This window comes from Pasteurella canis (assembly GCF_900454865.1).
Taxonomy (GTDB): Bacteria; Pseudomonadota; Gammaproteobacteria; order Enterobacterales; family Pasteurellaceae; genus Pasteurella; species Pasteurella canis.
This window is the reverse complement of the sequence record NZ_UGTV01000015.1, coordinates 708,947-734,059: the sequence shown is the minus strand read 5'-3', so window position 1 is coordinate 734,059 and position 25,113 is coordinate 708,947. Positions and strand designations below refer to the sequence as shown.

Here is a 25,113-nt window from a genome sequence, read left to right as displayed (position 1 = left end):
TTCAGAGTAGGAATGAGTCTAAAGTGCGGTTTATTTTTAATAATTTTGAGTAAAACAAAAACAAGTAACCTCTCGTATGGGTTACCACTGTAAAGGAAATATTATGCCAATTATTACATTACCTGACGGTTCACAGCGTCAATTTGAACAACCAGTTTCTGTGTTAGAGGTTGCAGCAAGTATTGGTGCAGGTCTTGCTAAAGCCTGTATTGCTGGGCGTGTGAATGGCGAGCGTAAAGATGCTTGTGACGTTATCACAAATGATAGCAAATTAGAGATTATTACTGCAAAAGACGAAGATGGATTAGAAATTATTCGCCACTCTTGTGCACATTTATTGGGGCACGCAATTAAGCAATTATTCCCAAATGTGAAAATGGCGATTGGTCCAACAATCGACAATGGTTTTTATTATGATGTGGATTTAGACCGTTCTTTAACACAAGACGATTTAGATGCATTAGAAAAACGTATGCTTGAGCTAGCTAAAACCAATTATGATGTGGTGAAAAAAGTCGTGAGCTGGCAAGAGGCACGAGATACCTTTGAACAACGCGCTGAGCCATATAAAATGGCGATTTTAGATGAAAATATTGATCGTTGTGATACTCCCGCACTTTATCATCATGAAGAATATATTGATATGTGTCGTGGTCCACATGTACCAAACATGCGTTTTTGTCACCATTTCAAATTAATGAAAGTAGCTGGCGCATACTGGCGTGGTGATAGCAAAAATAAAATGTTACAACGTATTTACGGTACAGCATGGGCAGATAAAAAACAATTAAGTGAATATTTAACACGTTTAGAAGAGGCTGCAAAACGTGACCACCGTAAAATAGGTAAAGCTTTAGATTTATATCATATGCAAGAAGAAGCACCTGGTATGGTGTTCTGGCATAATGATGGTTGGACGATTTTCCGTGAGTTGGAAACGTTTGTTCGTACTAAGTTAAAAGAATATGATTACCAAGAAGTCAAAGGTCCATTTATGATGGATCGAGTACTTTGGGAAAAAACAGGGCACTGGCAAAATTATGGTGACTTAATGTTCACCACTCAATCTGAGAACCGTGAATATGCGATCAAACCAATGAATTGTCCAGGGCATGTACAAATCTTCAACCAAGGTTTGAAATCATACCGTGATTTACCTATTAGAATGGCAGAATTTGGTTCTTGTCATCGTAACGAACCATCTGGTTCATTACATGGATTAATGCGTGTTCGTGGTTTTACACAAGATGATGCACATATTTTCTGTACTGAAGATCAAATTGAAAGTGAAGTGACTGCTTGTATCAAAATGGTTTATGACATTTACAGCACCTTTGGTTTTGAGAATATTCAGGTGAAACTGTCAACTCGCCCAGAAAAGCGTATTGGTGCGGATGATATGTGGGATCGTGCAGAAGCAGGTCTTGCTGCTGCATTAGCACATAATGGGCTTGAATATGAGATTCAAGAAGGAGAAGGCGCTTTTTATGGTCCTAAAATCGAGTTTGCATTGCGTGACAGTTTAGATCGTGAGTGGCAATGTGGTACGATTCAGTTAGACTTCGCCTTACCAGGTCGTTTAAATGCCTCTTATGTTGCAGAGGATAATGATCGTCGCACACCGGTAATGATTCACCGTGCAATTTTGGGCTCTATTGAACGTTTTATCGGTATTATCACAGAAGAGTATGCGGGTTTCTTCCCAGCATGGTTAGCACCTACACAAGCTGTCGTAATGAATATTACTGACTCACAATCAGATTATGTACAACAAGTGGTGAAAACATTATCTGATGCAGGATTACGCGTAAAATCTGATCTACGTAATGAAAAAATTGGTTTTAAAATTCGTGAGCATACTTTGCGTCGTGTACCATATATGCTTGTTTGTGGTGATAAAGAAATAGAAGCAGGAAAAGTGGCTGTACGTACACGTAAAGGTGCTGATTTAGGGACATTTACAATTGATGAGTTTTTAACAATTTTGAAAAAACAAGTCAGATCACGTGAGCTAAAATTACTTGGCGAAGCTTAATGCTTTTTCCAATGAATAACAACAAAAGCGCGGTCAAAATGACCGCACTTTTTTTATCAGTATAAAAAACTACCTGAGATAAATATGATGATACAAGCTAATTAATCAAGATAAATATTGAACAAATTCATCCGTATCCTGTATTCTCTTCTCTCTTTCTAATTTATCTTCTGCTGTACCTATCATTAATAAAGCAATAATTTTTTCGCTTTCTTGACAGCGGAGTGCTTGGCGTAAAGCATTGCCATCTACCCATTTACCTGTAATCCATACATTAGCAAAACCTTGTGCATTTGCTGCTAGTTGAATCGCATAGGTTGAACAAGCTGCACATAACATTTGTTCCCATGCAGGAACTTTTGCTTCTTTATTTATTTTAGCCACTACAGCGATAATCATGGGTGCTCTTTGTGCTAAATTTTCAGCTTTTTTTAATTTTTCATCACCTAATTCAAACTCATATACTGCTTCTTTTAGTAATGTACCAAATTTGTTTAAGGCTTCTTCCTCAATAACAACAAAGCGATAAGGGTGTAAACGTCCATGATCAGGCACATTCAATGCTGCTTGAAAAATGAGTTCTAATTGCGTTTTATTGGGCGCAGGTGTCGTAAGCTTTTTTTCTGAACGACGGTTAATAAGTAATTGTAATGCATCCATGAGATTCTCCTTATATCAAATCGCGTGAATTCTAGCATATTTTTAAAGGAACGTTTATTGCAAGTCGAGTTTATGATATGTTATCCAAATCAAATTTTTATCTTCTAATGGATGAGGTTTTATGCAAATTTTACGTTTGCTAACATTTTGTTGGCGTATTTTAAATTTTATTCGTGACTTAGTTATGAATATTGTTTTTTTATGTTTTGTTTTATTACTAGCCGTATTAGTCGGTCTTTTTACCCATGTAACGAAAACACAACACACCCTGTTAGAGGGCGATCAAGGTGCATTATTACTCAATTTAGATGGTTATTTGGCAGATAATCGAGAAGAAAGTACTTCTTGGCAAAATGCATTAAAAGAACTAGATAATCAACATGTCCCACGTCAAATCTCAACATTTGATGTTGTTTATACTATTGAAAATGCTGCGAAAGATGAACGTATCCGAGGCTTAGTTTTGGATTTAAACTTTTTTGAAGGGGCTGATTTACCTGCCATCGAATATGTTGGAAAGGCAATTAAGTCATTTAAAATAAGTAATAAGCCAGTGATTGCTTTTGCAGACAGCCTTGGTCAATCACAATATCTATTAGCAAGTTATGCCGATGAGATTCTCATTAATCCGATAGGTGCAGTTGAAATTACAGGATTACGACAAGAAAACTTATATTTCAAGTCTATGTTGGATATGTTAGATGCGACAGCTAATGTTTTTCGAGTAGGCACTTATAAATCGGCCGTTGAGCCATTTTTACGTGATGATATGTCACCTGAGGCAAAAGCTGATCTATCACAATGGCTTAGTAAAATGTGGAATAACTATAAACAAGTCGCTGCAGAAAACCGTCAAATTACGCCTGATTTAGTTTTACCTGATGCAAAAACTTATGTAAAAGAGTTAAGCGCTTTAAAAGGAAATCATACAGCTTATACACAACAGCGTAAACTCGTCACAGGTCTTGCGAGTCGTTTGGATATAGATGATAAATTAGCAAAATTATTTGGCGAAGATGAAGAGGGAAATATTAAATTAATTGAATTTGATAAATATTTGTCTGCATTACCAGATCGTATGCTAGAGGAAGGTAAACATAAAATTGCGGTAGTCAATGTGGAAGGAGCCATTATTGATGGCGAAAGTTATGAGCATGAAGTTGGTGGGGATAGTGTTGCCCGTTTATTACGTCAAGCCTATTATGATGATCAAGTAAAAGCTGTTATTTTACGTGTTAATAGTCCTGGTGGCAGTGCCTTTGCTTCAGAAATAATTCGTCAAGAAGTAGATAACTTACAGCAAGCAGGAAAACCTGTTGTTGTATCAATGGGATCAATGGCAGCCTCTGGTGGATATTGGATTTCAAGTACTGCTGATTATATTGTAGCAGATAAAAATACTATTACAGGCTCAATTGGTATTTTTGCTATGTTCCCAACCTTTGAAAAGACAATTAAGAAAGTCGGGATTTCTGCTGATGGCGTATCGACTTCACCATTAAGTAACTTATCCAGTTTTAGTGCGCTTTCTTCAGAGATGAATGATATATTCCAACTTGAAATTGAGCATGGCTATGATCGATTCTTATCATTAGTGAGTAAAGGTAGGGGATTATCTAAAGAACAAGTAGACAATATTGCACAAGGTCGTATCTGGTTAGGTGAAGAAGCATTAAAACATAAACTTGTTGATGAAGTGGGTAATTTTGATATTGCTGTTGCTAAAGCGACTGAACTTGCAAATCTATCACTCGATGGAAGCCAAAGAACTGAAAAGTTTGCGCTTGAATGGCTAGTAGAAACAGATGATAGTCTGTTTAGTAGTTTGTTGCGTGATCTGAAACATAATATGCAATTATTTGTAAAACAAAGTTTGTCAGCAAGTGTAGGTCTACCACATCAGTACTATCAAGTACAACAACAATTAGGTTTATTACATAAAATGAATGATCCTAAAGGACAATATTTATATTGTTTAACTTGTGGCACAATAAAATAAGATTAGTTAGAATAACCAAACCATTGAAATCATTTTGGTGGTTTGGTTATTTTTTTATTTCAATTTGTGGGAGAAAATAAGTGAGTAAATTAAAGCAATTACTTTCTGTTGCGATTATTGGTTTAGCTGTTACAACAGTATCAAATGCAAATGTTCGTGCTGAAATGAACCAAATGAAAGGAGTAGCATCTGCATTAACTAATGCAAATGATCTTGCTGCATTCCAAAAAGCAGCAAAAGAATTACGTGATTTAGCGGTTCAATCAACAGATAAAAAACCATCAAGTATTGATAATGATACAGATTTTAGAGGTTATCAAGAAGGGATGAAAGAATTTATTGCTGTTATTGATGAAGCAGAAAAGCTTGCACAAGAAGGTAATTTAGCTGCAGCAAAAACAACAGCAAAAAAACTTTTTGATCTTCGTAATGAGTATCACAAAAAATATAAGTAAGTCATAGCAATTTCTACTAAGCTCTAATGCAGAACAGCCTGTTATTTAACAGGCTGTTTTCTTCATAAAATTTTCACAAAATAGACCGCTCTTTTAACCATCTGAGTCAGTTTTGTTAGGTTTAATTGCTAATAAATTACAACTAAGTTTATTAATTACATGCTCAGCAGTATTACCCAAAAAGGCAGCGGATAAACCTGTACGTCCAATAGTACCTAATACAACTAATTCTGCTTCTAATTCTTGAGCAACTTGAGGAATTACTTCTTCGGGAAATCCCTCACGTACATGTGTATGATCATCATCAATACCAAATTGCTGGCGCAGTGCTTTCATATTGATTAAATATTGACCTCGTGTATTTTTTTCATATTCACCACTATTAAATTCAGGTAAGTCAATTGCCATATTCACTGGTGTAGGAGGATAGGCTGTAACTAAATGCACGTTACCTCGTTCAAGATTATCTGCTAAATCAATCCCCAAATTGACAAGTTGTTCATTAAATATTTTATGATTTTTTTCTTCATCATCAGCAACATTAACAGCAATCAAAATGCGGCGTTGGTGCTTCCAATCCCCGTCTCTAACCATTAATAGCGGTTTTGGACATTTACGTAAAAGCTGCCAGTCCATTGGAGTAAAAATTAGAGAGGTTATACTTTCTTCCTCTTTAGTATATTTGACGACTAAATCATATTGATTTTGTTCCACTTCATGAGTGATCGCTTCAGCTTCATTACTGTGCCATACAACAATTGCTTTAAATTCAATATTAGGATCAGCATATTTTTCTAGATAAGGTTGGATAGCGAGAGTTCTTTGTGCAATAACGCCTTGATGCATTTCTTCTCGCTCTTCAGAAGAAAGTAGAGCAGACATTTCATAAGAAAGATCATATACCGCCAAAAAGACCGTAATATGAACTTTTTGGCTGCTTTTTTGTTCTTTTGCTAAACGAACTGCACGCGCTAATGCATACTGCTTTTCATTTTCAGGATTTAAAATGACAAGTATATTATTGAACTTCATAACAACCTCCATTGCTGATTGGGTTGTCTATAGAATAGAAAAGATTTAAATAAATGACAAGGTAAGATGTTGAAAAAGGTGATCTAGTGCAACTATTCGTTGCACTAGATTTTTTAGATACCCATACGGATATTCGTTTTTGTTGTACCAGATAATTCAATTAACGCAACCATGTCATTAATTGTTATATATTTACCTTGGACAGATAAAATCCCCATTTTTTGTAAGCGGCCTAACAAGCGGCTAATCGTTTCAACAGTTAGGCCTAAATAATTGCCAATATCTCCACGCGTCATAGTCAAACGAAATTCTCGTGCAGAAAATCCTCGAGCAGAGTAGCGTCTTGATAAATTATAAATGAATGCAGCTAAACGTTCTTCGGCATTCATTTTCGATAAAAGTAAAATCATTTCTTGATCATTTTTAATTTCATTACTCATCAAACGCATAATTTGTTGACGCAATTTAGGCATTTTTCCAGATAAGTCATCTAAAATATCAAAAGGGATTTCACACACCATTGACGTTTCTAGTGCTTGAGCAAAACTAGGATGCTCCATATTCATAATCGCATCAAAGCCAACTAAGTCACCAGGTAATTGGAAAGAGGTAATTTGTTCTTCTCCAGTCTCACTAATTGTATAAGTTTTAATCGTTCCAGAGCGAATTGCGTACAGGGAACTTAGTCGATCGCCTGCTTTAAATAAAACTTGAGACTTTTGTATTGGTTTTTTGCGTTCAATGATATTATCAAGCTGATCAAGCTCTTGTTCATTTAGTGTGAAAGGAATACAGAGCTGACTAATACTGCAATCCTGACAATGAATCGCACATCCCCCAGATTGCACTTTGCGCCCGATTTTAGTGTCCATAGATAAACCTTAATTAATACAATAAAATAGTATAAAATTGATCTATCTCAAATAATATCATCAAATGTTAAAATTAAGAAGTATTAAATATTATCAAGAGAGAGAAAAATGGCAGCAGAAAAGTTAACGAAAAAACGTTTGATTCAAATAATCGTTATGTTAGGAATTTTATTATTTTTATTTTTTTATCGAACTTATTCACATACATAAAAATGCCTCTATTTTTAAAGAAGATAGTAAAAAGGCACATTAATAAATATGCCTTTACTCATAAACAGTTACTTCCAAATTTCAGCAAATTTCACTTTGGCTTTTAAGAATTTTGGCGTAGCAACTAAATTACAATAGGTATTTTGTGGATTTTGTAGTAAATAACCTTGATGATAATCCTCCGCCACATAGAATGTTTGTGCAGGGCAAATTTCAGTCACAATATTTTCATTAAAGTGTAGTTGTAATTCTGCTACTTTTTGCTCTGCTAATTCTTTCTGTTCTGTATTTAAATAATAGATACCACTGCGATATTGTGTACCAATATCTTCACCTTGACGGTTTAACTGTGTCGGATTATGAATAGAAAAGAAAATCTCTAACAATTTTTCATAGCTAATTACAGATGTATCAAATTCAACTTTGACTGCTTCTGCGTGTCCCGTTTCGCCTGTACAGACTTCTTTATAAGTTGGGTTCTCAGTGGTTCCATTAATATAACCAGAGGTCGCTTTTTTCACACCTTTAATTTGATTGAAGACGGCTTCGACACACCAGAAACAGCCACCAGCGAAGATTGCTTGTTGAGTCATATATTCTCCTTCGTATTAGTTTTCTCTTTTATTTTGTCGTTCCAATTGTTTTATTCTTACACAATAACAAAGTATTATTGAACTTGTTTAAATTGGATCATTTCATTTTCTGAAAAATCATTCTGATCTTCGTCATAAATTAAGACTTGGGAAGAGAAGTCTGGTTTGTCAAAAGCAATATCGCCTTCAATATTCTCTAAAATTTGACCATGCTTAATGTCTTTAAAATTAAAGAGGGTAGTGTCGCATAAATGAGAAGGTACAATATTTTGCATTGCGCTAAACATTGTTTCAATACGACCTGGATATTGGCGATCCCATTTTTGTAGCATTTCTTTGGCGACTTGGCGTTGTAAATTCGGTTGAGAACCACAAAGGTTACAAGGGATAATAGGAAATTGTTTTGCTGAAGCATATTTTTCAATGTCTTTTTCTTTACAATAGGCAAGTGGACGAATCACAATTTGTTTTCCGTCATCGCTAATTAATTTAGGTGGCATACTTTTTAATTTACCGCCATAGAACATATTTAAGAATAAGGTCTCTAACATATCATCACGGTGATGACCTAGTGCAATTTTGGTCGCCCCTAATTCAGTTGCAGTACGATATAAAATACCACGTCTTAAACGTGAGCAAAGTGAGCAAGTCGTTTTACCTTCAGGAATTTTTTCTTTCACAATGCCATAAGTGTTTTCTTCAACGATTTTATAATCAACACCAATGCTTGTTAAATATTCTGGCAAAATATGCTCTGGGAAACCTGGTTGTTTTTGATCTAAATTAACTGCCACAATATCGAAATGGATCGGGGCATTTAAACGTAAATTTAATAAAATGTCTAACAGCGTATAGCTATCTTTTCCGCCTGAAAGGCAAACCATCACTTTGTCGCCATCTTCAATCATATTGAAATCGGCAATAGCGTTACCAACATTACGGCGTAAACGTTTTTGTAACTTATTAAAATTGTAAGCTTGTTTTTTATTTTGTTGAGTTGTTTCTGTCATTCTCTTTATTCGTCATTCGTTAAAATCTGCGTATAGTAAGGCTTAATCTGGATTTTTCCAATAAAAATTCGTAAATGAGGAAAAGCGCGGTCGATTTTTTGTGAATTTCTTCGCTGTTAGAATCGACAAAATCCTGTATAATCAACCCAATTTTTTGTGTAATTTATACCCATTGTGAGATTTTTTTATGCTTGAAACATCACAAACAATTCCTGAGCTCGTTTCTTGGGCAAGAGAGCGTGAGTTTTCTTTGAATTTATCAACTGAGCGTTTAGCTTTTTTGCTAGCCATTGCAATTTATAATAATGAACGTCTTCATGGCGAGATGCTAGAGGCAGATTTAGTTGATATTTTTCGCCATATCTCGAGTGCGTTTGATCAGTCCTCCGAAACCATTTCTACACGTGCTAACAATGCTATTAATGAGCTTGTAAAACAACGTTTTCTAAACCGTTTTAGTAGTGAATTTACTGAAGGGTTATCGATCTATCGTTTAACTCCATTGGGTGTAGGGGTGTCGGATTATTACATTCGCCAGCGTGAGTTTTCTGCACTGCGTTTATCCGTTCAACTTTCTATTGTGGCTGATGAAATTCAACGTGCTTCAGAAGCAGCAGAAGAAGGCGGCGATGAACATCACTGGCGCCGCAATGTATTCGCTCCATTGAAATACTCTGTGGCAGAGATTTTTGACAGTATTGATTTATCTCAACGCGTGATGGACGAAAATCAGCACAGTATTAAAGAAGAAATCGCTGAATTATTAACAAAAGATTGGCAAGCGGCAATAGCAAGCTGTGAACGTTTATTAGATGAAACCTCGGGTAACTTACGCGAATTACAAGATACGTTAAATGCCGCAGGGGACAAATTACAAGCGCAATTATTACGTATTCAAGATTGTGTGATCGGTCAGGAAAATTTGTATTTTGTGGAACAATTAATTACTGATTTACAATCAAAACTCGACCGTATTATCAGCTGGGGCCAGCAAGCTATCGATTTATGGATTGGCTATGATCGCCATGTACATAAATTTATCCGTACCGCAATTGATATGGATAAAAACCGCGTATTTTCACAACGTCTGCGTAATTCTATTCATCACTATTTTGATCAGCCTTGGTTCTTATGGACGGCCCAAGCAGAGCGTTTAATTGATTTACGTGATGAAGAATTAGCACTGCGTGAAGAAGATGCCTTAGGTGAATTGCCAGAAGAGTTGCAATATGAATCCCTTGCGGATTTACACGATCAAATCGTGGAGCATATGCAAGGCTTATTAATTGATTATCGAGAGCATAACCGCCCAATTAATTTAAGTTTAGTGTTAAAAGAACAATTAGAAAATTACCCTGTCACAAAACATTTTGATGTAGCACGTATTATCGTTGATCAAGCTGTCCGTTTAGGTTTGGCAAAAGATGATTTAAGTGGTGTTTATCCGCATTGGGAGCCAATCAACCAACGTGGTGCGGAAGTGCAGGCTCATCCAATTGATAAGTATAAATAAGTGCGGTAAGTTTTAGCGAAATTTTATAAATAGAGAACAAACAATGACAGACAATCTTCAAGATCTCATTTCAACTAAATTGGCAGCAGCGATTGCAAATCCGCTATTTCCTGCTGTGGATAGCCAATTGCGTTCAGGCAGACACATTAGTCTTGATCAATTAGACAATCACGCATTTTTAATGGATTTCCAAGGTGAATTAGATACTTTCTACCGCCGTTATAATGTGGAGCTCATTCGTGCGCCAGAAGGTTTCTTCTATTTACGTCCAAAAGCAACGACATTAATCGCGCGTTCTGTGCTGACTGAGCTCGAAATGTTAGTAGGAAAAGTGTTATGTTATCTCTATTTAAGCCCCGAGCGTTTAGCCCAGCAAGGTATTTTCAGTACACAAGAAGTGTATGATGAATTATTAAATTTAGCGGATGAAAGCAAACTATTAAAAGCAGTAAACCAACGCTCTTCAGGTTCTGATTTAGATAAACAAAAATTAGCAGAAAAAGTGCGTGCAGCGTTAAATCGTTTACGCCGTTTAGGTATGATCCATACAGTTGGTGAACAAAATAGCGGTAAGTTTACGATTTCAGAATCAGTATTCCGTTTTGGTGCAGAAGTGCGCTCAGGCGATGACCCACGAGAAGCACAATTACGCTTAATTCGTGACGGGGAAGCGGCAACACCAGAATCTTTAGCATTAGAACGACAAGCCAACGCAGAAAGTGCGGTCGAAAATGAAGAAATTGAAGATGAATTAGATGATGAGGAATAAAGAGAATGTCTGAAGAATTAGCCCTTGAAAACATCGAACAAGCCGAATCTGTTGTTCCTCAAGCTACCCTTAACCACGCTCACCATGCGCCGCGTGGTAAATTCCGCTCATTAACTTTAATTAACTGGAACGGTTTTTTTGCACGTACTTTTGATTTAGATGAATTAGTGACGACGCTTTCTGGTGGTAATGGTGCGGGTAAATCTACCACAATGGCAGGCTTTGTGACTGCATTGATTCCTGATTTAACCTTATTACATTTCCGTAATACCACGGAGGCGGGCGCTACTAGTGGTTCACGTGATAAAGGGTTACACGGTAAGTTACGTCCAGGTGTGTGTTATGCGGCATTAGATACGATCAACTCACGCAACCAACGAATTATCGTCGGAGCAAGACTACAACAAGTGGCAGGGCGTGATAAAAAAGTGGATATCAAAACCTTCTCTATTCAAGGTTTAGCCTTATCTGAAAATCCAACGACTGTTTTCACTGAAATTGTCGGAGAACGCCAAGCGCGCGTGCTTTCATTAAATGAATTAAAAGACAAAATGGAGCAGGTGGGCGCACAGTTTAAGCAATATCATTCTATTACGGATTACCATGGAATGATGTTCGATTTGGGGATTATCCCTAAACGCCTGCGTTCTTCTTCTGACCGTAGCAAATTCTATAAATTGATCGAGGCTTCTCTTTACGGTGGTATTTCAAGTGCGATCACCCGTTCTTTACGTGACTATTTATTGCCTGAAAACTTAGGCGTGCGTAAAGCGTTCCAAGATATGGAAAGCGCATTACGTGAAAACCGCATGACCTTAGAAGCGATCAAAGTGACTCAATCTGATCGTGATTTATTCAAACATTTAATTACTGAAACTACCAACTATGTGGCCTCAGACTATATGCGTAATGCAAATGAACGTCGTGGCAACATCGAAAGTGCGGTGCGTTTTCGCCAAGATTGGTATAAAGCCAAATCAGAACAATGTCTTTCCCAACAACGTTTAGTCGAATTAAGTCGTGAGTCAGCAGAATTAGCAGAAAACGAAAAAACATTAGAAGTGGATCACCAAAGTGCGGTTGATCACTTGAATTTAGTACTCAATGCGTTACGCCATCAAGAAAAAATTTCACGTTATCAAGAAGATGTTGCAGAAATTGTTGAACGTTTAGAAGAGCAAAAAATCGTTGTTGAAACTGCAAATGAGCATTTAGAAGAAGCGCAAATGGAAGTTGAGAAAACTGAGCACGAAGTGGATCAAATTCGTGCACAATTAGCAGATTATCAACAAGCATTAGATGCACAACAAACCCGAGCATTACAATATCAACAAGCTATCGCTGCACTTGAAAAAGCAAAAACATTATGTGGCTTAGCGGATTTAAGTGTTAAAAATATTGATGCGTATCATGAAGAATTTGATGCTCACGCAGAAAGTTTGACTGAGCAAGTGCTTGAACTTGAACATAAAATGTCAATTTCTGAAGCCGCAAAAACGCAATTCGACAAAGCGTATCAGCTTGTATGTAAAGTGGCGGGAGAGATTCCACGCTCAGCTGCATTTGAGCAAGCAAAAGAATTGTTACGTGAATATCCAAGCCAAAAAGTACAAGCACAACAAACGCCACAATTGCGTGCTAAGTTACACGAACTTGAACAGCGTTATGCACAACAACAAAGTGCGGTGCGTTTATTAAAAGAGTTTAATCAACGCGCAAACTTAGATTTAACGACCACAAACGAGTTGGAAGAATACCACGCAGAACAAGAAGCATTGTTGGAAGATGTGAACGCAGAATTATCTGAACAAGTGGAACAACGCTCAACTTTACGTCAAAAACGAGAACAATTGACCGCACTTTATAACGAAAATGCACAAAAAGCGCCAGCTTGGTTGACTGCACAATCTGCGTTAGAACGCTTACAAGAGCAAAGTGGACAATCGTTTACAGATAGCCAAGATGTCATGAATTTTATGCAATCACAATTAGTGAAAGAACGTGAATTGACGATTGAACGTGACCAATTAGAGCAAAAACGCCAACAATTAGAAACACAAGTTTCACGTTTAAGCCAGCCAGATGGTTCAGAAGATGCTCGTTTGAATGTGCTTGCAGAGCGTTTTGGCGGTGTATTGCTTTCAGAGCTTTATGATGATGTACCAATTGAAGATGCGCCTTATTTCTCCGCACTTTATGGACCTGCACGCCATGCTATTGTGGTGCGTGATTTGGAAGCTATCAAAGCACAATTAGAACAGTTAGAAGATTGCCCAGATGATCTCTACTTAATTGAGGGCGACCCAGCAGCATTTGATGACAGTGTTCTATCTGCTCAAGAACTGGCGCATGGTGTAGTTGTTCAGGTGTCTGAACGTGAATTACGTTATTCAAAATTCCCTGACATTCCATTATTTGGACGTGCAGCGCGTGAGAAATATTTAGAAGAGTTACAAGTTCAGCGTGATGAAATCGCAGAACAGTATGCACAGCGTGCATTTGATGTCCAAAAATGCCAGCGTTTGCACGAACATTTCAGCCAATTTGTAGGGTTACATCTTGCGTTAGCCTTCCAACCAAACCCCGAAGAATTAATGGCAGAAATTGCTCAGCAACGTAATGAAATTGAACGTGAATTAAATAACTTCAGCACAACAGAACAGCAATTACGTATTCAGTTAGACAGTGCAAAAGAGAAAATGCAGCTGTTGAATAAAATTCTTCCTCAGTTAGCCTTGCTTGCAGATGAAAGTTTAATTGATCGTATTGAAGAATGCCGTGAGCAACTAGATATTGCAGAGCAAGATGAGTTATTTACTCGTCAATACGGCGCTACGTTGTCACAATTAGAACCAATTGCGAATACTTTACAAAGCGATCCAGAAAATTATGAACGCTTAAAAGCTGATTATGAGCAAGCCATTTCTCAACAAAAACAGGTTCAACAACGCTTATTTGCATTGGCTGATGTGGTACAGCGTAAACCGCATTTTGCTTATGAAGAACGAGTCCAATCTGAAACGTCAGAATTAAACGAACAATTGCGTGCACGATTAGAGGAAATGCAGCAACAGCGTGAACTTCAGCGTGAGCAGTTACGCCAAAAACAAGCACAATATAGTAATTACAACCGTGTATATATTGAGCTACAAACTTCATTCAATAACAAAAATCAAATGTTACAAGAGTTGTTGCAAGAAGTTGGCGAGTTAGGCGTGAGAGCAGATGAAGGCGCGGAAGAACGAGCACGACAACGCCGTGATGAATTGCATCAATTATTATCGACGAGCCGTACTCGCCGCTCACAAGTAGAAAAACAATTAACCTTAATTGAAAGTGAGGCAAATGGCTTAGCTGCACGCATTCGTAAAGCAGAACGTGACTATAAAACACAGCGTGAATTAGTGGTTGCAGCAAAAGTGAGCTGGTGTGTGGTGATGCGTTTATCTCGTGGAAGTGATGTGGAAAAACGCTTAAATCGTCGTGAATTTGCTTATTTATCTGCGGATGAATTACGCTCAATGTCAGATAAAGCATTAGGTGCATTACGTACTGCAGTCGCAGACAATGAATACTTACGCGACAGCCTGCGTTTATCAGAAGATAACCGTAAGCCAGAAAATAAAGTCCGCTTCTTTATTGCCGTGTATCAACATTTACGTGAGCGTATTCGTCAAGACATCATTAAAACAGATGATCCAATTGATGCAATTGAACAAATGGAAATTGAATTGTCTCGTTTAACTGATGAATTGACACGCCGTGAGCAAAAATTGGCAATCAGTTCTGAAAGTGTGGCAAACATTATGCGTAAGACTATTCAACGTGAACAAAACCGTATTCGTATGCTGAATCAGGGCTTACAAAATATTGCGTTTGGTCAGGTGAAATCGGTACGTTTAGTGGTGAATATTCGTGACACCCACGCAATGTTGCTTGATGCGTTATCAGGCACACAAGAAGAGTATCAAGATCTCTTCACAGATAATCGAATGACTTTCTCAGAAGCTATTGCCAAACTTTATCAACGTTTAAACCCACATATTGATATGGGGCAACGTACAGCACAAACTATTGGTGAAGAGTTACTCGATTATCGTAATTATCTCGATCTTGAAGTAGAAGTATATCGTGGCGCAGATGGTTGGTTACGTGCAGAAAGTGGCGCATTATCAACAGGTGAGGCGATCGGTACAGGTATGTCAATCTTATTAATGGTTGTACAAAGTTGGGAAGAAGAATCCCGTCGTATTCGAGGTAAAGATATTGTGCCTTGTCGCTTATTATTCTTAGACGAAGCTGCACGTTTAGATGCGAAATCCATTTCAACCTTATTTGAATTATGTGAGCGTTTAGATATGCAATTGCTTATCGCTGCACCTGAAAATATCAGCCCAGAAAAAGGAACAACCTACAAACTGGTGCGTAAAATTGCAGGCAATCAGGAACACGTTCACGTGGTTGGCTTGCGTGGATTTGGTGCAACAGAGTAGTTAAAGACGAGAAAAAGTGCGGTCAAAACTTTCAATATTTTGACCGCACTTTCTGTTTCAATGATAAGAGAAAATGAATTACTTTTTAGTAACAATGCTTGGAATTAATTTCTCTGCACCTTTTAATTTACCATATACATCTTCAGATAAACCGTGTTTTTTACCAATAGTATCAGTATCATTTAAGGTTACAAATACTTCACCTGTTTTATCTTCCCAAACAAGTGCTTTGATTGGTAAATCAATTGCTAAAGTTGGCGAAGCAAGCATCATCGGAGTTCCTGATTTTGGTGTACCAAAAATTACCACACTAGCAAAAGGCATAGTTAAACCAGCCTCTTTAGCCGCCGCTTGATGATCAATAACCGTAAAGACTTTCATGCCTTTTTCAGTCACAGCATTTTTAATTTTTTCTACAGTTTCGACTGCAGTATATTCACTTTTGACTGTTTTAAGTGCAGGATTATCAGCTTGAGCAAACATTGTTGTTAAAGCTAAAGGTAGTGCTATCAGCCATGATTTGAATTTCATATTTATCTCCATTTTGATATAAAAGCCAATCGTATTCTAAGCATATTAAATATACATTTCAACTAACAAATCAGATTGAAATGCATCTAAATTTTCTCATTAATTCTTTCTTCATAAACAAGAAAAAGATTATAATCAGACCTTTCTAACCGATTAAGGAAAGCAAAATGCATAATCTTATTATTGCCGTTCTCTGCAGTGTAGCGGTTTCAGTTTTACTTAAAGTTGCACGTAAAAAAAATATTGTAATTCAACAAGCAATTGCCTTTAATTATATTGTCGCACTTGGGTTAAGTTACTTTTTATTAAAACCTGACTTTAAAGGATTAGGATTCACTGAGTTTGTAGTACAAAGTGAAAATGCACCAGTGTTTTTCGCACTCGGTATCTTATTGCCTACAGTGTTTATCATTATGTCGAAGGCTGTTGAGTTTGCGGGTATCGTTCGCTCTGATGCAGCACAACGGTTATCGTTATTTTTACCTATCGTTGCTGCCTTTTTAATTTTTGGTGAACAACTAAGCCAAGCACGTTTAATTGGTATTATTTTGGCATTCGTGGCGTTGTTCTGTCTATTAAATAAACCGACAGATACAGAAAGCAACATTAAAGGTATGGTTGGACTTATTTTAGTTTGGTTTGGTTACGGTATTATCGATATTCTGTTTAAACAAGTCGCGAAAAGTGGCGGTGCATTCCCAGCAACGTTATTTATTTCCTTTGTGTTAGCAGCCTGTGTAATGTTTGGTTATTTATTGCTAAAACGTGAAGTGTTTACAGTACCAAGCTTTGTTGGAGGGATTATTCTCGGTGGTTTAAACTTTATGAATATTCTTTTCTATATTAAAGCGCACCAAAGCTTCAGCGAAAATCCAACATTAGTTTTTGCAGGAATGAATATTGGTGTGATTTGTTTAGGCACGATTACTGGTGCATTAGTCTTTAAAGAAAAAATAAGCAAAATCAATGGAGTAGGGATAGTCATTGGAATTTCGGCTATTTTCTGCTTATTCTATTTAGATAAAATCATCAATTAACCCTCAAATTTATGATAAGAGCCGCACAAAAGTGCGGTTTCTTTTTTCTCAATTTTCTCTGTTGTGTTAGAATCCCTTTTATTTTCAATCGAGTTTTCCTATGTCCACAACAGGTGATTTCAGCTTTTTTATTTACGATTATGAAAGTTTTGGCGTCAATCCAGCCTCTGATCGTCCAGCCCAATTTGCTGGTATTCGTACTGACATTGACTTCAATATTATTGGTGAACCAGTAATGCTGTATTGTAAACAAACTAATGATTATTTGCCTGCACCAGAAGCTGTTTTAGTGACAGGCATTACACCACAAGAATGTAATGAAAAGGGGATTGCTGAACCCGAATTTGCTGAGCGAATTTTGCAAGAATTTAGCCAGCCAAATACTTGTGTAATGGGATTCAACAATATCCGTTATGACGATGAAATGACTCGCTATACGTTTTACCGTAATTTCATTGATCCTTACGAATATAGCTGGAAAAACGGTAATTCACGTTGGGATTTACTTGATCTGGTTCGTGCTTGTTATGCACTTCGTCCAGATGGAATTAATTGGGCATACGATGAAAATGGTATGCCATCATTTCGCTTAGAAAAATTAACACAAGCAAATGGCATAGAACATAGTAATGCACACGATGCCATGGCCGATGTTTATGCAACGATTGCAATGGCAAAACTAATCAAAGAAAAACAACCAAAATTATTTCAATTTTTCTTCGAAAATCGAGGAAAAAAAGAAATAGAAAACATGATTGATACAGTCAATATGACACCACTCGTACATGTTTCAGGGATGTTGGGTAATTATCGAGGTAACACGGCTTGGGTTGTACCACTTGCCTGGCATCCAATCAATCAAAATGCTGTAATTGTTTGTGACTTATCGGCAAATCTTGATGATTTACTCACTAAAACTGCTTCCGAATTACGTCAAAATTTATATACGCCCAAAACAGAACTTGTAGAGAAAGGGATTTTACCCGTCCCTTTAAAGCTTATACATATCAATAAATGCCCGATTATTGCACCAGCTAAAGTGTTATTACCAGAAAATGCTGTGCGTTTAGGAATAGATAGATCGTTCTGCTTAACAAATTTACAGAAATTAAAAATGAATAATCTAATCCGTGACAAAGTTGTTAGTATTTTCAATGAAGAACATAAATTTGAGCTAAGTGACAATGTTGAAACTGAACTCTATAGCGGATTTTTTGACTATAGTGATAAAAATAATATGGCTATTTTACGCACATTACCCCCAGAAAAGCTAATTGAACATGGTTTAAGTTTTAAAGATAAGCGTATTCCAGAGTTATTATTTCATTATCGTGCACGTCATTATTTTAATACGTTAAATCGAGCAGAGCAGCTAAAATGGCAAAAATATCGTCGTAAAAAACTTGAAAAAAGCGTGGTTCAATTTGAGCAAAGCTTACAACATTTAGCTGAAGTTTATCATGATAATCCCTATCAGCTAGAATTATTAAAAAAAGTATATGAGTATGGAACAAAATTGCTTAGATAAACTAGTGACATTGTCACTAGTTTGATTTGTAACAAACATCAAAACACTTATCTTAAAATCTACAAACATTATCATCATGATTTCAATACTGATGATTAATTTTCATTTCTGTGATACTTCCTCATAAAAAATATAATATTTTTCACGTAGCGTTACCAATTATAGTAACTGATCAATTTTTTAAGCTTTCTATTTCATTTCTCTTTATTCTTTAACTCGGTATATTTAATTTTTATTTACAATACTTATTTAAGTGTGTGTAACGACTTAATTTTACTGTGACAGCGTGCTTTCTATTATGATTTTATCTTGCTTAAGTAGTATTTGTGACTTGTGCATAACTCTGTGATTTTATTAACTCGTAGTTTTCACTCACTTGGTAACTGATTTCGCATAATGTATATTATGTTAAATTAAATGCTAATCGTGACATCATTATTGGATAAGTAACCCACTCTATATATGAATTAGTATTTGGTAATATAATTTTAAGAAGAGATAATTTGAGTATGCTTAATTTAGGCTATTGCTATTTCCTAGCTGAAAATATAGAAAGCCAAAAAATAGTTTCTTATAGGGAAATGTTGAAGCTCTTAAAAGAAATATGCTAATAACGCTATGTAAAATCTGAGGAATAAATCGACCCATTATAAGTCAGATTTAAAAATGAAGTTTAATGAAATAATATTGTAATTTGCGACAGTGTCACACGGATAACAATAAAAAAACACATTTAGGAAATGGTTTTTCTTTAAATTTAAAAGTCAGCTCTTTTTAGAATGGCTGATTAGCATCTCTAACTGAGATACCCCATTTTTGAGATGCCAATTCAAATGTTTCTCTTTGGCTTTCTAAGATTGCAATTAGACAATAATAATCTCCTTCAGTTTCTGCATTGTATAACACAACACCTTTTGGGGATAAAAACTCATAGGCAATTTGCATTAATTCTTCTGGAGGATCTTCTTCCAAATTTTTAGATATCCAATTCATATTTTCTAAAGCGTGATGTTCAATAATTTTATTTATGTGCCAAATGAATTCATCGCTATCCCGCCAATCAATAAAAAACAGTTCTGTATCATTTGTGGTAAATGCTCAGATAATCCAAAGTGAAGTAATTCATTAGGTTGCCAACTTTCCTGCTCACCTAGTTTCTCAATAATCTCATTTGCTAAATGTTCAGAACAATAAATAGATTTGAGCCATTGTTTACAATTTTCTTTATCTAAATTTGTCTTTTCATCAGTAAATAGAATACGCACAATAAGGCAAGGCATAATAAAAAAGAAAGTGAAAAAACGGAGCTTAATCTTATCAAAAATGTACGTTCTTTATCAGCGAATAGACTTTTTATGGTTGCAAAAGGTAAGATAAAGCAGGTAATAAATGCAGTAATAATACGGTGAAAATAATTCATTTAAATTCCTATATAGACAATCATACAAATTTTAATATAGCGCTAAAATTAACTGATATATAGTCTGTTTTTTTATTAAGATTTCTTCCCACTATGTCAAAAATAATGAGTTAATTCATTAAAAAATAAAGACTACATTAGCACATTTTTTATTCTCTTAATTTGACATTTTGATCTAGATCAGTTTACTATGGTGATGTCTAGCTTATTTTTCAGGCTAGATCATTCCTTAAAAATTAATGGAGGTATCTATAAAATGAGTAAAGAATTCGATAAGAAACGTGATGAGTTATTAAGTGAAATCCGTGACATTTTAGATAATGCGGAAGAGCTTTTTGATGAGAAATCAAAAGCTGGTGCAGATGAACTCAAAAAACTTAAATCGAGTCTTGATTCACGAGTTTCTAAATTACAGAAACAATTCGGTTCATTAAAAGAGGATGCTGTAGCAGGAACTAAAGAAGTTATCAAGCAAACTGATGAATTAGTGCAAGACAATCCTTATAAAGCGATTGGTGTTGCTGGAGTGATTGGTTTATTGTTAGGCGTCTTAATCTCTAAGAGATAAGTCTTTATGGTTGTAAAAGGCTACAAAATGTAGCCTTTTCTTACAATTAGGACGATAAATGCAAATTTTACAAAAAGTTAAGAATATTACCCTGACTTCGCTAGAGCTTGTTCATGTTCGTTTAGAAATGGCAAGGATTGAGCTTGTCCAACAAAAGAATTTTCTAGTAACCTTGTTTACTGTATTATTCTTAATACTGATTTTACTATTAGTTTCTTTTATAAGTTTATTGTTTGGTTTAAATAGCATCATTGAACCTGAAATCAAACATATTGTTTTCTTTGGTATAAGTGCGGGTGCTTTTTTGATTATTTTAATTTTGTTACTTGTGATGCGTAATATAGTAGCAAAACAGCGTAATTTTATGGTCAGCACCCTTTCTGAAGTTAAAAACGACATTCAGGCCTTAAAAGGAGCTTTAAGTACTCAAGAGAAAAAAGAACCTAATGATATGGAGCTTTTATGAAAACAGAACTTGATGAAGAAAAAGAATTATTAATTATGAAAGGAGATGCATTACGAATGAAGCTCTATGGATTAGGCAAAAAACCTAAAATGGGTAATTCCTCTTTTTTGTCAGATTCCGTTTCACAAATTGCGTCTTCTTTAAACCAACCCGTAGTTCGATCGCTTGCAGTCTCACTGTTAAGTAAAAAACTATTGAGCTCAAAATTTTTGGCTTACTCTGCATTAGGTGCAGTCGCACTTTTCTTATTAAGTAAGAGTGATAAAGCAGAATAAACTTCAATGAAAAAAGGCTAGAAAACGATTCTAGCCTTTTTCTGTATTTCCTTATTTTTTTCTTTCAATCCATTGATCATTAATATAGTCTACAATCCATTTAGTCGCTTTTCCGTTTTTTTCAGAAGTCACGTATTGACGTTTTTCTTTACGGCTGAAGCGAATAATTGCCTCATTACCTTCTGGATCTTGTTGAGGGGCATCTGCTAAATAACGCAACTTATCAGGTAAACGATCACGATATAATGCAAGCTCTGATACTTTAGGCGCACGTGTTTCTCGAGATTTAGGGAAATTATGAGCAGACATAAAAACACCACTAGCACCATCTCGAAGCACAAAATATGCATCAGATTTTTCACATTTTAATTCTGGGAAATGTGTCGGTTCTTCTTTAGGTGGTGCAACTTCTCCACTTTTTAAAATTTTACGGGTATTATCGCAATTAGTACATCCCATATATTTGCCAAATCGTCCCAGTTTTAAATGCATATCTGCGCCACATTTATCACATTCTACGATTGGACCATCATAGCCTTTAATTTTGAAACTTCCCTGCTCTAATACATAACCATCACAATTTGGGTTATTACCACAAATATGGATTTTACGTTGTGGATCAATAACATAACTGTCCATCGCAGTACTACATTTTGGACAGCGTTTACGTTCCATTAAAGCTTTCGTTTCAGAAGAGTCATCTAATACGTTTAATAACTCAACTTCAGGGATCAAATTAACAGTTGTTTTACAACGTTCTTTAGGGGGTAATGCATAGCCTGAGCAGCCTAAAAATACGCCCGTACTTGCTGTTCGAATTGCCATTTTACGACCACAAGTTGGGCAATCTATATCGGTTGGTATAAGGCTATTTGGCTTCATTCCGCCTTCAAGCTCATCTAATTCTGCTTGAGTCAATTTTTCAGAAAAATCTTTAAAGAATTGATTTAATTCTGTTTTCCAATTTTTTTGACCATTTGCAATTTGGTCTAAAATATTTTCCATATTCGCTGTAAAATCATAGTTCATCAAGTCTGCAAATGATTGATTTAAGCGATCTGTCACTATTTCTCCCATTTTTTCTGCATAGAACCGACGGTTTTCCACACGAACGTAACCACGTTCTTGAATGGTTGAAATAATTGCAGCATAAGTAGATGGGCGACCAATACCACGCTTTTCTAGTTCTTTAACTAAGGCTGCTTCACTGAAACGTGCAGGTGGTTTAGTGAAATGTTGTTCTGGTAACACCTCTTCTAAATTAAGTTTGTCGTTCACAGACACATTTGGTAATACCTGATCTTCCGCACTTTTGCTTAGTGCAGGCAATACTTTTGTCCAACCGTCAAAGCGTAAAATACGTCCTTTCGCTTTTAGCTCATAATCACCTGCTTTTACACTAATTGTTGTACTATCATATTGTGCAGCAGGCATTTGGCAAGCTACAAACTGACGCCAAATTAGATCGTATAAACGGGTAGCATCTTTTTCCATCCCTACTAACATCTCTGCCAATGTATTTACATCTGAAGGACGAATCGCCTCATGAGCCTCTTGAGCATTGTCTTTACTTGAGTAAAAATTTGGCTTAACAGGCAAATACTGCTCGCCATAATATGATTTAATGTAGCCACGGACCATATTTAATGCATCTTGACTTAAATTTGTTGAGTCTGTACGCATATAAGTAATATAGCCTGCTTCATATAAGCGCTGTGCTAGCATCATTGTTTTTTTCACACCAAAACCTAGGCGTGTACTGGCTGTTTGTTGTAAAGTTGAGGTAATAAAAGGTGCTTTTGGTTTAGAGCTTGTTGGCTTAGTTTCTAATTCTGAAACCACATAATTAGATCTTTGTAAAAAATCGACCGCATTTTGTGCTTCTTGCGCATTTTTTGGAGCGAATTTCTTACCTTTAAATTGGGTAACCTCTAAGCGAAGTATGTCTTTTGTGTGAGTTTCAGTCAGTACGTCGACTTCCCAATATTCTTCTGGTTGGAAAGCCTTAATTTCACGTTCACGTTCAACTAATAATTTCACCGCAACAGATTGAACTCGACCAGCAGATAAGCCTCGAGCGACTTTTTTCCACAATAATGGAGAAACCATAAAGCCCACTACACGATCAAGAAAACGGCGTGTTTGTTGTGCATTAACGCGATCTAAATTAAGTTGTTCTGGTTTATCAAAAGCTTGTTTAATCGCATTCTTCGTAATTTCATTAAAAACAACACGACTAAAACGCGAATCATCGCCACCGATAACTTCACGTAAATGCCATGCAATAGCCTCTCCTTCCCTATCCAAATCGGTCGCAAGATAAATATGATCAGATTTTTTAGCTAGCGATTTCAACTCAGAAACCACTTTTTCTTTACCTGGTAAAATGTGATAATTTGCCTGCCAATCATGATAAGGGTCAATACCCATACGTTTCACTAATGCATTACGCTCTTTTTCTTGCTTTAGTGCCAATTTCTCTTCTGTACTTAATCCTTTAGTTGAAATCGGTTTTGCTTTTTCACCATTACTTGAGCCAACTGTAGGCAAGTCACGAATATGACCAATACTTGACTTCACTACGTAATTACTACCAAGATATTTATTGATTGTTTTTGCTTTTGCTGGTGACTCAACAATAACCAAGGATTTACTCATTCTATTACCCAATTTACTCAAACTTATATAAAATAGTCGCTATATTGCTAACTATCTGCTATAAGGTCAACTCTTTTTTTCAAAAAGGTATATAAATGGACAAACTCAATGCTATTTCTATTTTCTGTAAAGTCGTTGAAACACAAAGTTTTACGCAGGCAGCTGCACAACAAAATATTTCAGTGGCGATGGCAAGTAAGTTGGTCGCACAACTTGAAGAACAACTTAAAGTACGCTTATTACAGCGTACAACAAGGAAAATTTCCCCGACTGAAGCTGGGTTGATTTATTATCAACATTGCCAACCTATTTTAGTTGAATTAGAAGATGCCGAATCAAGCATTAGTAATTTATCAACTTCTTTACAAGGTAATTTAAGTATTTCTGTGCCACGTGATTTTGGATTGCTTTTTATTACGCCTAATTTAGCTAAGTTTGTGAAAGATAATCCTAATTTACATATTGATATTGAATTTAATGATCGTATGGTTGATTTAGTCGCTGAGAGCTACGATATTGCCTTACGGATTGGGTATTTACAAGATAGTTCATTAGTAGCGAAGCGTATTGCATCCGTTTCTACTCTATTTGTAGCATCACCAGAGTATTTAGCAAAACGTGGTATACCTAAAGACCCAGATGATTTACAACATCATGATTGTCTTTTATATAAAGCGATCGGTAATCAAATTTATTGGGAATTTAATAATGGTAAACAAATACAGCGCTTAAAAATGAACTCAAAACTGATATGTAATAACGGGCTAACGTTAACTGAGTTAGCTAAATCAGGTTTAGGTATCATCAATACACCACGTTTTTTTGTTGAAAATGAATTACGTACAGGAGAACTCATTGAAATTTTTTCTGAATATCAACAACAAAAATTAGATATTAACCTTGTTTATCCGCATCGCCGACATTTACCCGCTAAAACCAAAGCATTTATTGAATTTATTCAAGCATTACAGCTATGCCCTGCAAAATAA

Annotated in this window: 21 protein-coding genes; 12 read left to right on the top strand and 9 right to left on the bottom strand. The window is 36.0% G+C overall.

Annotated features, from left to right (window positions below; genetic code table 11):
* Positions 1-103 precede the first annotated feature (103 nt).
* On the top strand, positions 104-2,035 hold the full coding sequence (gene thrS, locus DYE19_RS04000; protein ID WP_115322692.1) for a threonine--tRNA ligase: 1,932 nt from the start codon (positions 104-106) through the stop codon (positions 2,033-2,035).
* Between the two features lie 105 nt (positions 2,036-2,140).
* Here the strand turns inward: thrS and DYE19_RS03995 are convergent, their stop codons facing one another.
* The gene (locus DYE19_RS03995; RefSeq protein WP_115322691.1) at positions 2,141-2,695 is read right to left on the bottom strand and encodes an NAD(P)H nitroreductase; all 555 of its coding nucleotides are present in this window, start codon (positions 2,693-2,695) and stop codon (positions 2,141-2,143) included.
* 121 nt (positions 2,696-2,816) lie between these two features.
* On the opposite strand from DYE19_RS03995, the gene sppA reads away from it, so the two are divergent.
* Complete coding sequence (gene sppA / locus DYE19_RS03990) at positions 2,817-4,694, top strand: signal peptide peptidase SppA (protein ID WP_115322690.1); 1,878 nt, start codon at positions 2,817-2,819, stop codon at positions 4,692-4,694.
* An 80-nt stretch (positions 4,695-4,774) separates the two neighbouring features.
* The gene (locus DYE19_RS03985) at positions 4,775-5,149 is read left to right on the top strand and encodes a cytochrome b562 (RefSeq protein WP_115322689.1); all 375 of its coding nucleotides are present in this window, start codon (positions 4,775-4,777) and stop codon (positions 5,147-5,149) included.
* A gap of 93 nt (positions 5,150-5,242) precedes the next feature.
* Here the strand turns inward: DYE19_RS03985 and uspE are convergent, their stop codons facing one another.
* The 4 genes from uspE to ttcA all read right to left on the bottom strand — a co-directional run bounded on the left by uspE (position 5,243) and on the right by ttcA (position 8,866).
* Positions 5,243-6,181 (bottom strand): universal stress protein UspE, encoded by a 939-nt coding sequence (gene uspE, locus DYE19_RS03980; protein WP_049214444.1) that lies wholly within the window; start codon positions 6,179-6,181, stop codon positions 5,243-5,245.
* A gap of 113 nt (positions 6,182-6,294) precedes the next feature.
* Positions 6,295-7,053, bottom strand: a complete 759-nt coding sequence (gene fnr, locus DYE19_RS03975) for a fumarate/nitrate reduction transcriptional regulator Fnr (protein WP_049214443.1) — start codon at positions 7,051-7,053, stop codon at positions 6,295-6,297.
* A 278-nt stretch (positions 7,054-7,331) separates the two neighbouring features.
* Positions 7,332-7,856 (bottom strand): peptide-methionine (S)-S-oxide reductase MsrA, encoded by a 525-nt coding sequence (gene msrA / locus DYE19_RS03970; RefSeq protein WP_115322688.1) that lies wholly within the window; start codon positions 7,854-7,856, stop codon positions 7,332-7,334.
* Between the two features lie 74 nt (positions 7,857-7,930).
* Positions 7,931-8,866, bottom strand: coding sequence for a tRNA 2-thiocytidine(32) synthetase TtcA (ttcA, locus tag DYE19_RS03965; protein WP_438361428.1), 936 nt, complete (start codon positions 8,864-8,866; stop codon positions 7,931-7,933).
* 187 nt (positions 8,867-9,053) lie between these two features.
* Here ttcA and mukF point away from each other — a divergent pair, with 187 nt between their 5' ends.
* From mukF to mukB, 3 genes are read left to right on the top strand one after another with little or no spacing between them, the layout of a single operon-like run.
* The gene (mukF, locus tag DYE19_RS03960) at positions 9,054-10,379 is read left to right on the top strand and encodes a chromosome partition protein MukF (RefSeq protein WP_115322686.1); all 1,326 of its coding nucleotides are present in this window, start codon (positions 9,054-9,056) and stop codon (positions 10,377-10,379) included.
* Positions 10,380-10,422: 43 nt separating this feature from the next.
* A complete protein-coding gene (gene mukE, locus DYE19_RS03955) occupies positions 10,423-11,148 on the top strand; it encodes a chromosome partition protein MukE (RefSeq protein WP_115322685.1) in 726 nt (241 codons plus the stop codon).
* A gap of 5 nt (positions 11,149-11,153) precedes the next feature.
* Positions 11,154-15,641 carry a chromosome partition protein MukB gene (mukB, locus tag DYE19_RS03950; RefSeq protein WP_115322684.1) on the top strand — a complete coding sequence of 1,496 codons (4,488 nt, stop codon included), beginning with the start codon at positions 11,154-11,156 and terminating at the stop codon, positions 15,639-15,641.
* A gap of 78 nt (positions 15,642-15,719) precedes the next feature.
* Here the strand turns inward: mukB and DYE19_RS03945 are convergent, their stop codons facing one another.
* Positions 15,720-16,172 (bottom strand): DUF302 domain-containing protein, encoded by a 453-nt coding sequence (locus tag DYE19_RS03945; protein ID WP_255313085.1) that lies wholly within the window; start codon positions 16,170-16,172, stop codon positions 15,720-15,722.
* Positions 16,173-16,339: 167 nt separating this feature from the next.
* On the opposite strand from DYE19_RS03945, the gene DYE19_RS03940 reads away from it, so the two are divergent.
* Together DYE19_RS03940 and sbcB are read left to right on the top strand one after the other, a co-directional pair.
* Positions 16,340-17,209 carry a hypothetical protein gene (locus DYE19_RS03940; protein ID WP_049214436.1) on the top strand — a complete coding sequence of 290 codons (870 nt, stop codon included), beginning with the start codon at positions 16,340-16,342 and terminating at the stop codon, positions 17,207-17,209.
* 100 nt (positions 17,210-17,309) lie between these two features.
* Positions 17,310-18,737 (top strand): exodeoxyribonuclease I, encoded by a 1,428-nt coding sequence (gene sbcB, locus DYE19_RS03935; protein ID WP_115322682.1) that lies wholly within the window; start codon positions 17,310-17,312, stop codon positions 18,735-18,737.
* Positions 18,738-19,511: 774 nt separating this feature from the next.
* Here the strand turns inward: sbcB and DYE19_RS03930 are convergent.
* Complete coding sequence (locus DYE19_RS03930; RefSeq protein WP_438361432.1) at positions 19,512-19,754, bottom strand: DUF6630 family protein; 243 nt, start codon at positions 19,752-19,754, stop codon at positions 19,512-19,514.
* Between the two features lie 8 nt (positions 19,755-19,762).
* Positions 19,763-20,002: a hypothetical protein gene (locus tag DYE19_RS03925; RefSeq protein WP_147285036.1), complete on the bottom strand. Its 240-nt coding sequence runs from the start codon at positions 20,000-20,002 to the stop codon at positions 19,763-19,765.
* A 411-nt stretch (positions 20,003-20,413) separates the two neighbouring features.
* Here DYE19_RS03925 and DYE19_RS03920 point away from each other — a divergent pair, with 411 nt between their 5' ends.
* From DYE19_RS03920 to DYE19_RS03910, 3 genes are read left to right on the top strand one after another with little or no spacing between them, the layout of a single operon-like run.
* Positions 20,414-20,725 (top strand): ElaB/YgaM/YqjD family protein, encoded by a 312-nt coding sequence (locus DYE19_RS03920; RefSeq protein ID WP_005762126.1) that lies wholly within the window; start codon positions 20,414-20,416, stop codon positions 20,723-20,725.
* A 58-nt stretch (positions 20,726-20,783) separates the two neighbouring features.
* Positions 20,784-21,191 carry a phage holin family protein gene (locus DYE19_RS03915; protein ID WP_115322679.1) on the top strand — a complete coding sequence of 136 codons (408 nt, stop codon included), beginning with the start codon at positions 20,784-20,786 and terminating at the stop codon, positions 21,189-21,191.
* Positions 21,188-21,466, top strand: a complete 279-nt coding sequence (locus DYE19_RS03910) for a hypothetical protein (protein ID WP_049214431.1) — start codon at positions 21,188-21,190, stop codon at positions 21,464-21,466. Before DYE19_RS03915 ends, DYE19_RS03910 begins: the two co-directional genes overlap by 4 nt.
* A 51-nt stretch (positions 21,467-21,517) precedes the next feature.
* Here DYE19_RS03910 and topA read toward each other — a convergent pair whose 3' ends face one another.
* Positions 21,518-24,124, bottom strand: coding sequence for a type I DNA topoisomerase (gene topA, locus DYE19_RS03905; protein WP_115322678.1), 2,607 nt, complete (start codon positions 24,122-24,124; stop codon positions 21,518-21,520).
* Positions 24,125-24,219: 95 nt separating this feature from the next.
* On the opposite strand from topA, the gene DYE19_RS03900 reads away from it, so the two are divergent.
* Positions 24,220-25,113: a LysR family transcriptional regulator gene (locus tag DYE19_RS03900; RefSeq protein WP_049214429.1), complete on the top strand. Its 894-nt coding sequence runs from the start codon at positions 24,220-24,222 to the stop codon at positions 25,111-25,113.

Bases quoted from the DNA above. Each gene is read 5' to 3' on its own strand.
- fnr (WP_049214443.1), bottom strand. From the start codon at position 7,053: ATGGACACTAAAATCGGGCGCAAAGTGCAATCTGGGGGATGTGCGATT.
- DYE19_RS03940 (WP_049214436.1), top strand. From the start codon at position 16,340: ATGCATAATCTTATTATTGCCGTTCTCTGCAGTGTAGCGGTTTCAGTT.
- DYE19_RS03915 (WP_115322679.1), top strand. From the start codon at position 20,784: ATGCAAATTTTACAAAAAGTTAAGAATATTACCCTGACTTCGCTAGAG.
- mukF (WP_115322686.1), top strand. From the start codon at position 9,054: ATGCTTGAAACATCACAAACAATTCCTGAGCTCGTTTCTTGGGCAAGA.
- DYE19_RS03920 (WP_005762126.1), top strand. From the start codon at position 20,414: ATGAGTAAAGAATTCGATAAGAAACGTGATGAGTTATTAAGTGAAATC.
- msrA (WP_115322688.1), bottom strand. From the start codon at position 7,856: ATGACTCAACAAGCAATCTTCGCTGGTGGCTGTTTCTGGTGTGTCGAA.
- uspE (WP_049214444.1), bottom strand. From the start codon at position 6,181: ATGAAGTTCAATAATATACTTGTCATTTTAAATCCTGAAAATGAAAAG.
- DYE19_RS03910 (WP_049214431.1), top strand. From the start codon at position 21,188: ATGAAAACAGAACTTGATGAAGAAAAAGAATTATTAATTATGAAAGGA.
- topA (WP_115322678.1), bottom strand. From the start codon at position 24,124: ATGAGTAAATCCTTGGTTATTGTTGAGTCACCAGCAAAAGCAAAAACA.
- sbcB (WP_115322682.1), top strand. From the start codon at position 17,310: ATGTCCACAACAGGTGATTTCAGCTTTTTTATTTACGATTATGAAAGT.
- sppA (WP_115322690.1), top strand. From the start codon at position 2,817: ATGCAAATTTTACGTTTGCTAACATTTTGTTGGCGTATTTTAAATTTT.
- mukB (WP_115322684.1), top strand. From the start codon at position 11,154: ATGTCTGAAGAATTAGCCCTTGAAAACATCGAACAAGCCGAATCTGTT.
- ttcA (WP_438361428.1), bottom strand. From the start codon at position 8,866: ATGACAGAAACAACTCAACAAAATAAAAAACAAGCTTACAATTTTAAT.
- mukE (WP_115322685.1), top strand. From the start codon at position 10,423: ATGACAGACAATCTTCAAGATCTCATTTCAACTAAATTGGCAGCAGCG.
- DYE19_RS03995 (WP_115322691.1), bottom strand. From the start codon at position 2,695: ATGGATGCATTACAATTACTTATTAACCGTCGTTCAGAAAAAAAGCTT.
- DYE19_RS03945 (WP_255313085.1), bottom strand. From the start codon at position 16,172: ATGAAATTCAAATCATGGCTGATAGCACTACCTTTAGCTTTAACAACA.
- DYE19_RS03900 (WP_049214429.1), top strand. From the start codon at position 24,220: ATGGACAAACTCAATGCTATTTCTATTTTCTGTAAAGTCGTTGAAACA.
- thrS (WP_115322692.1), top strand. From the start codon at position 104: ATGCCAATTATTACATTACCTGACGGTTCACAGCGTCAATTTGAACAA.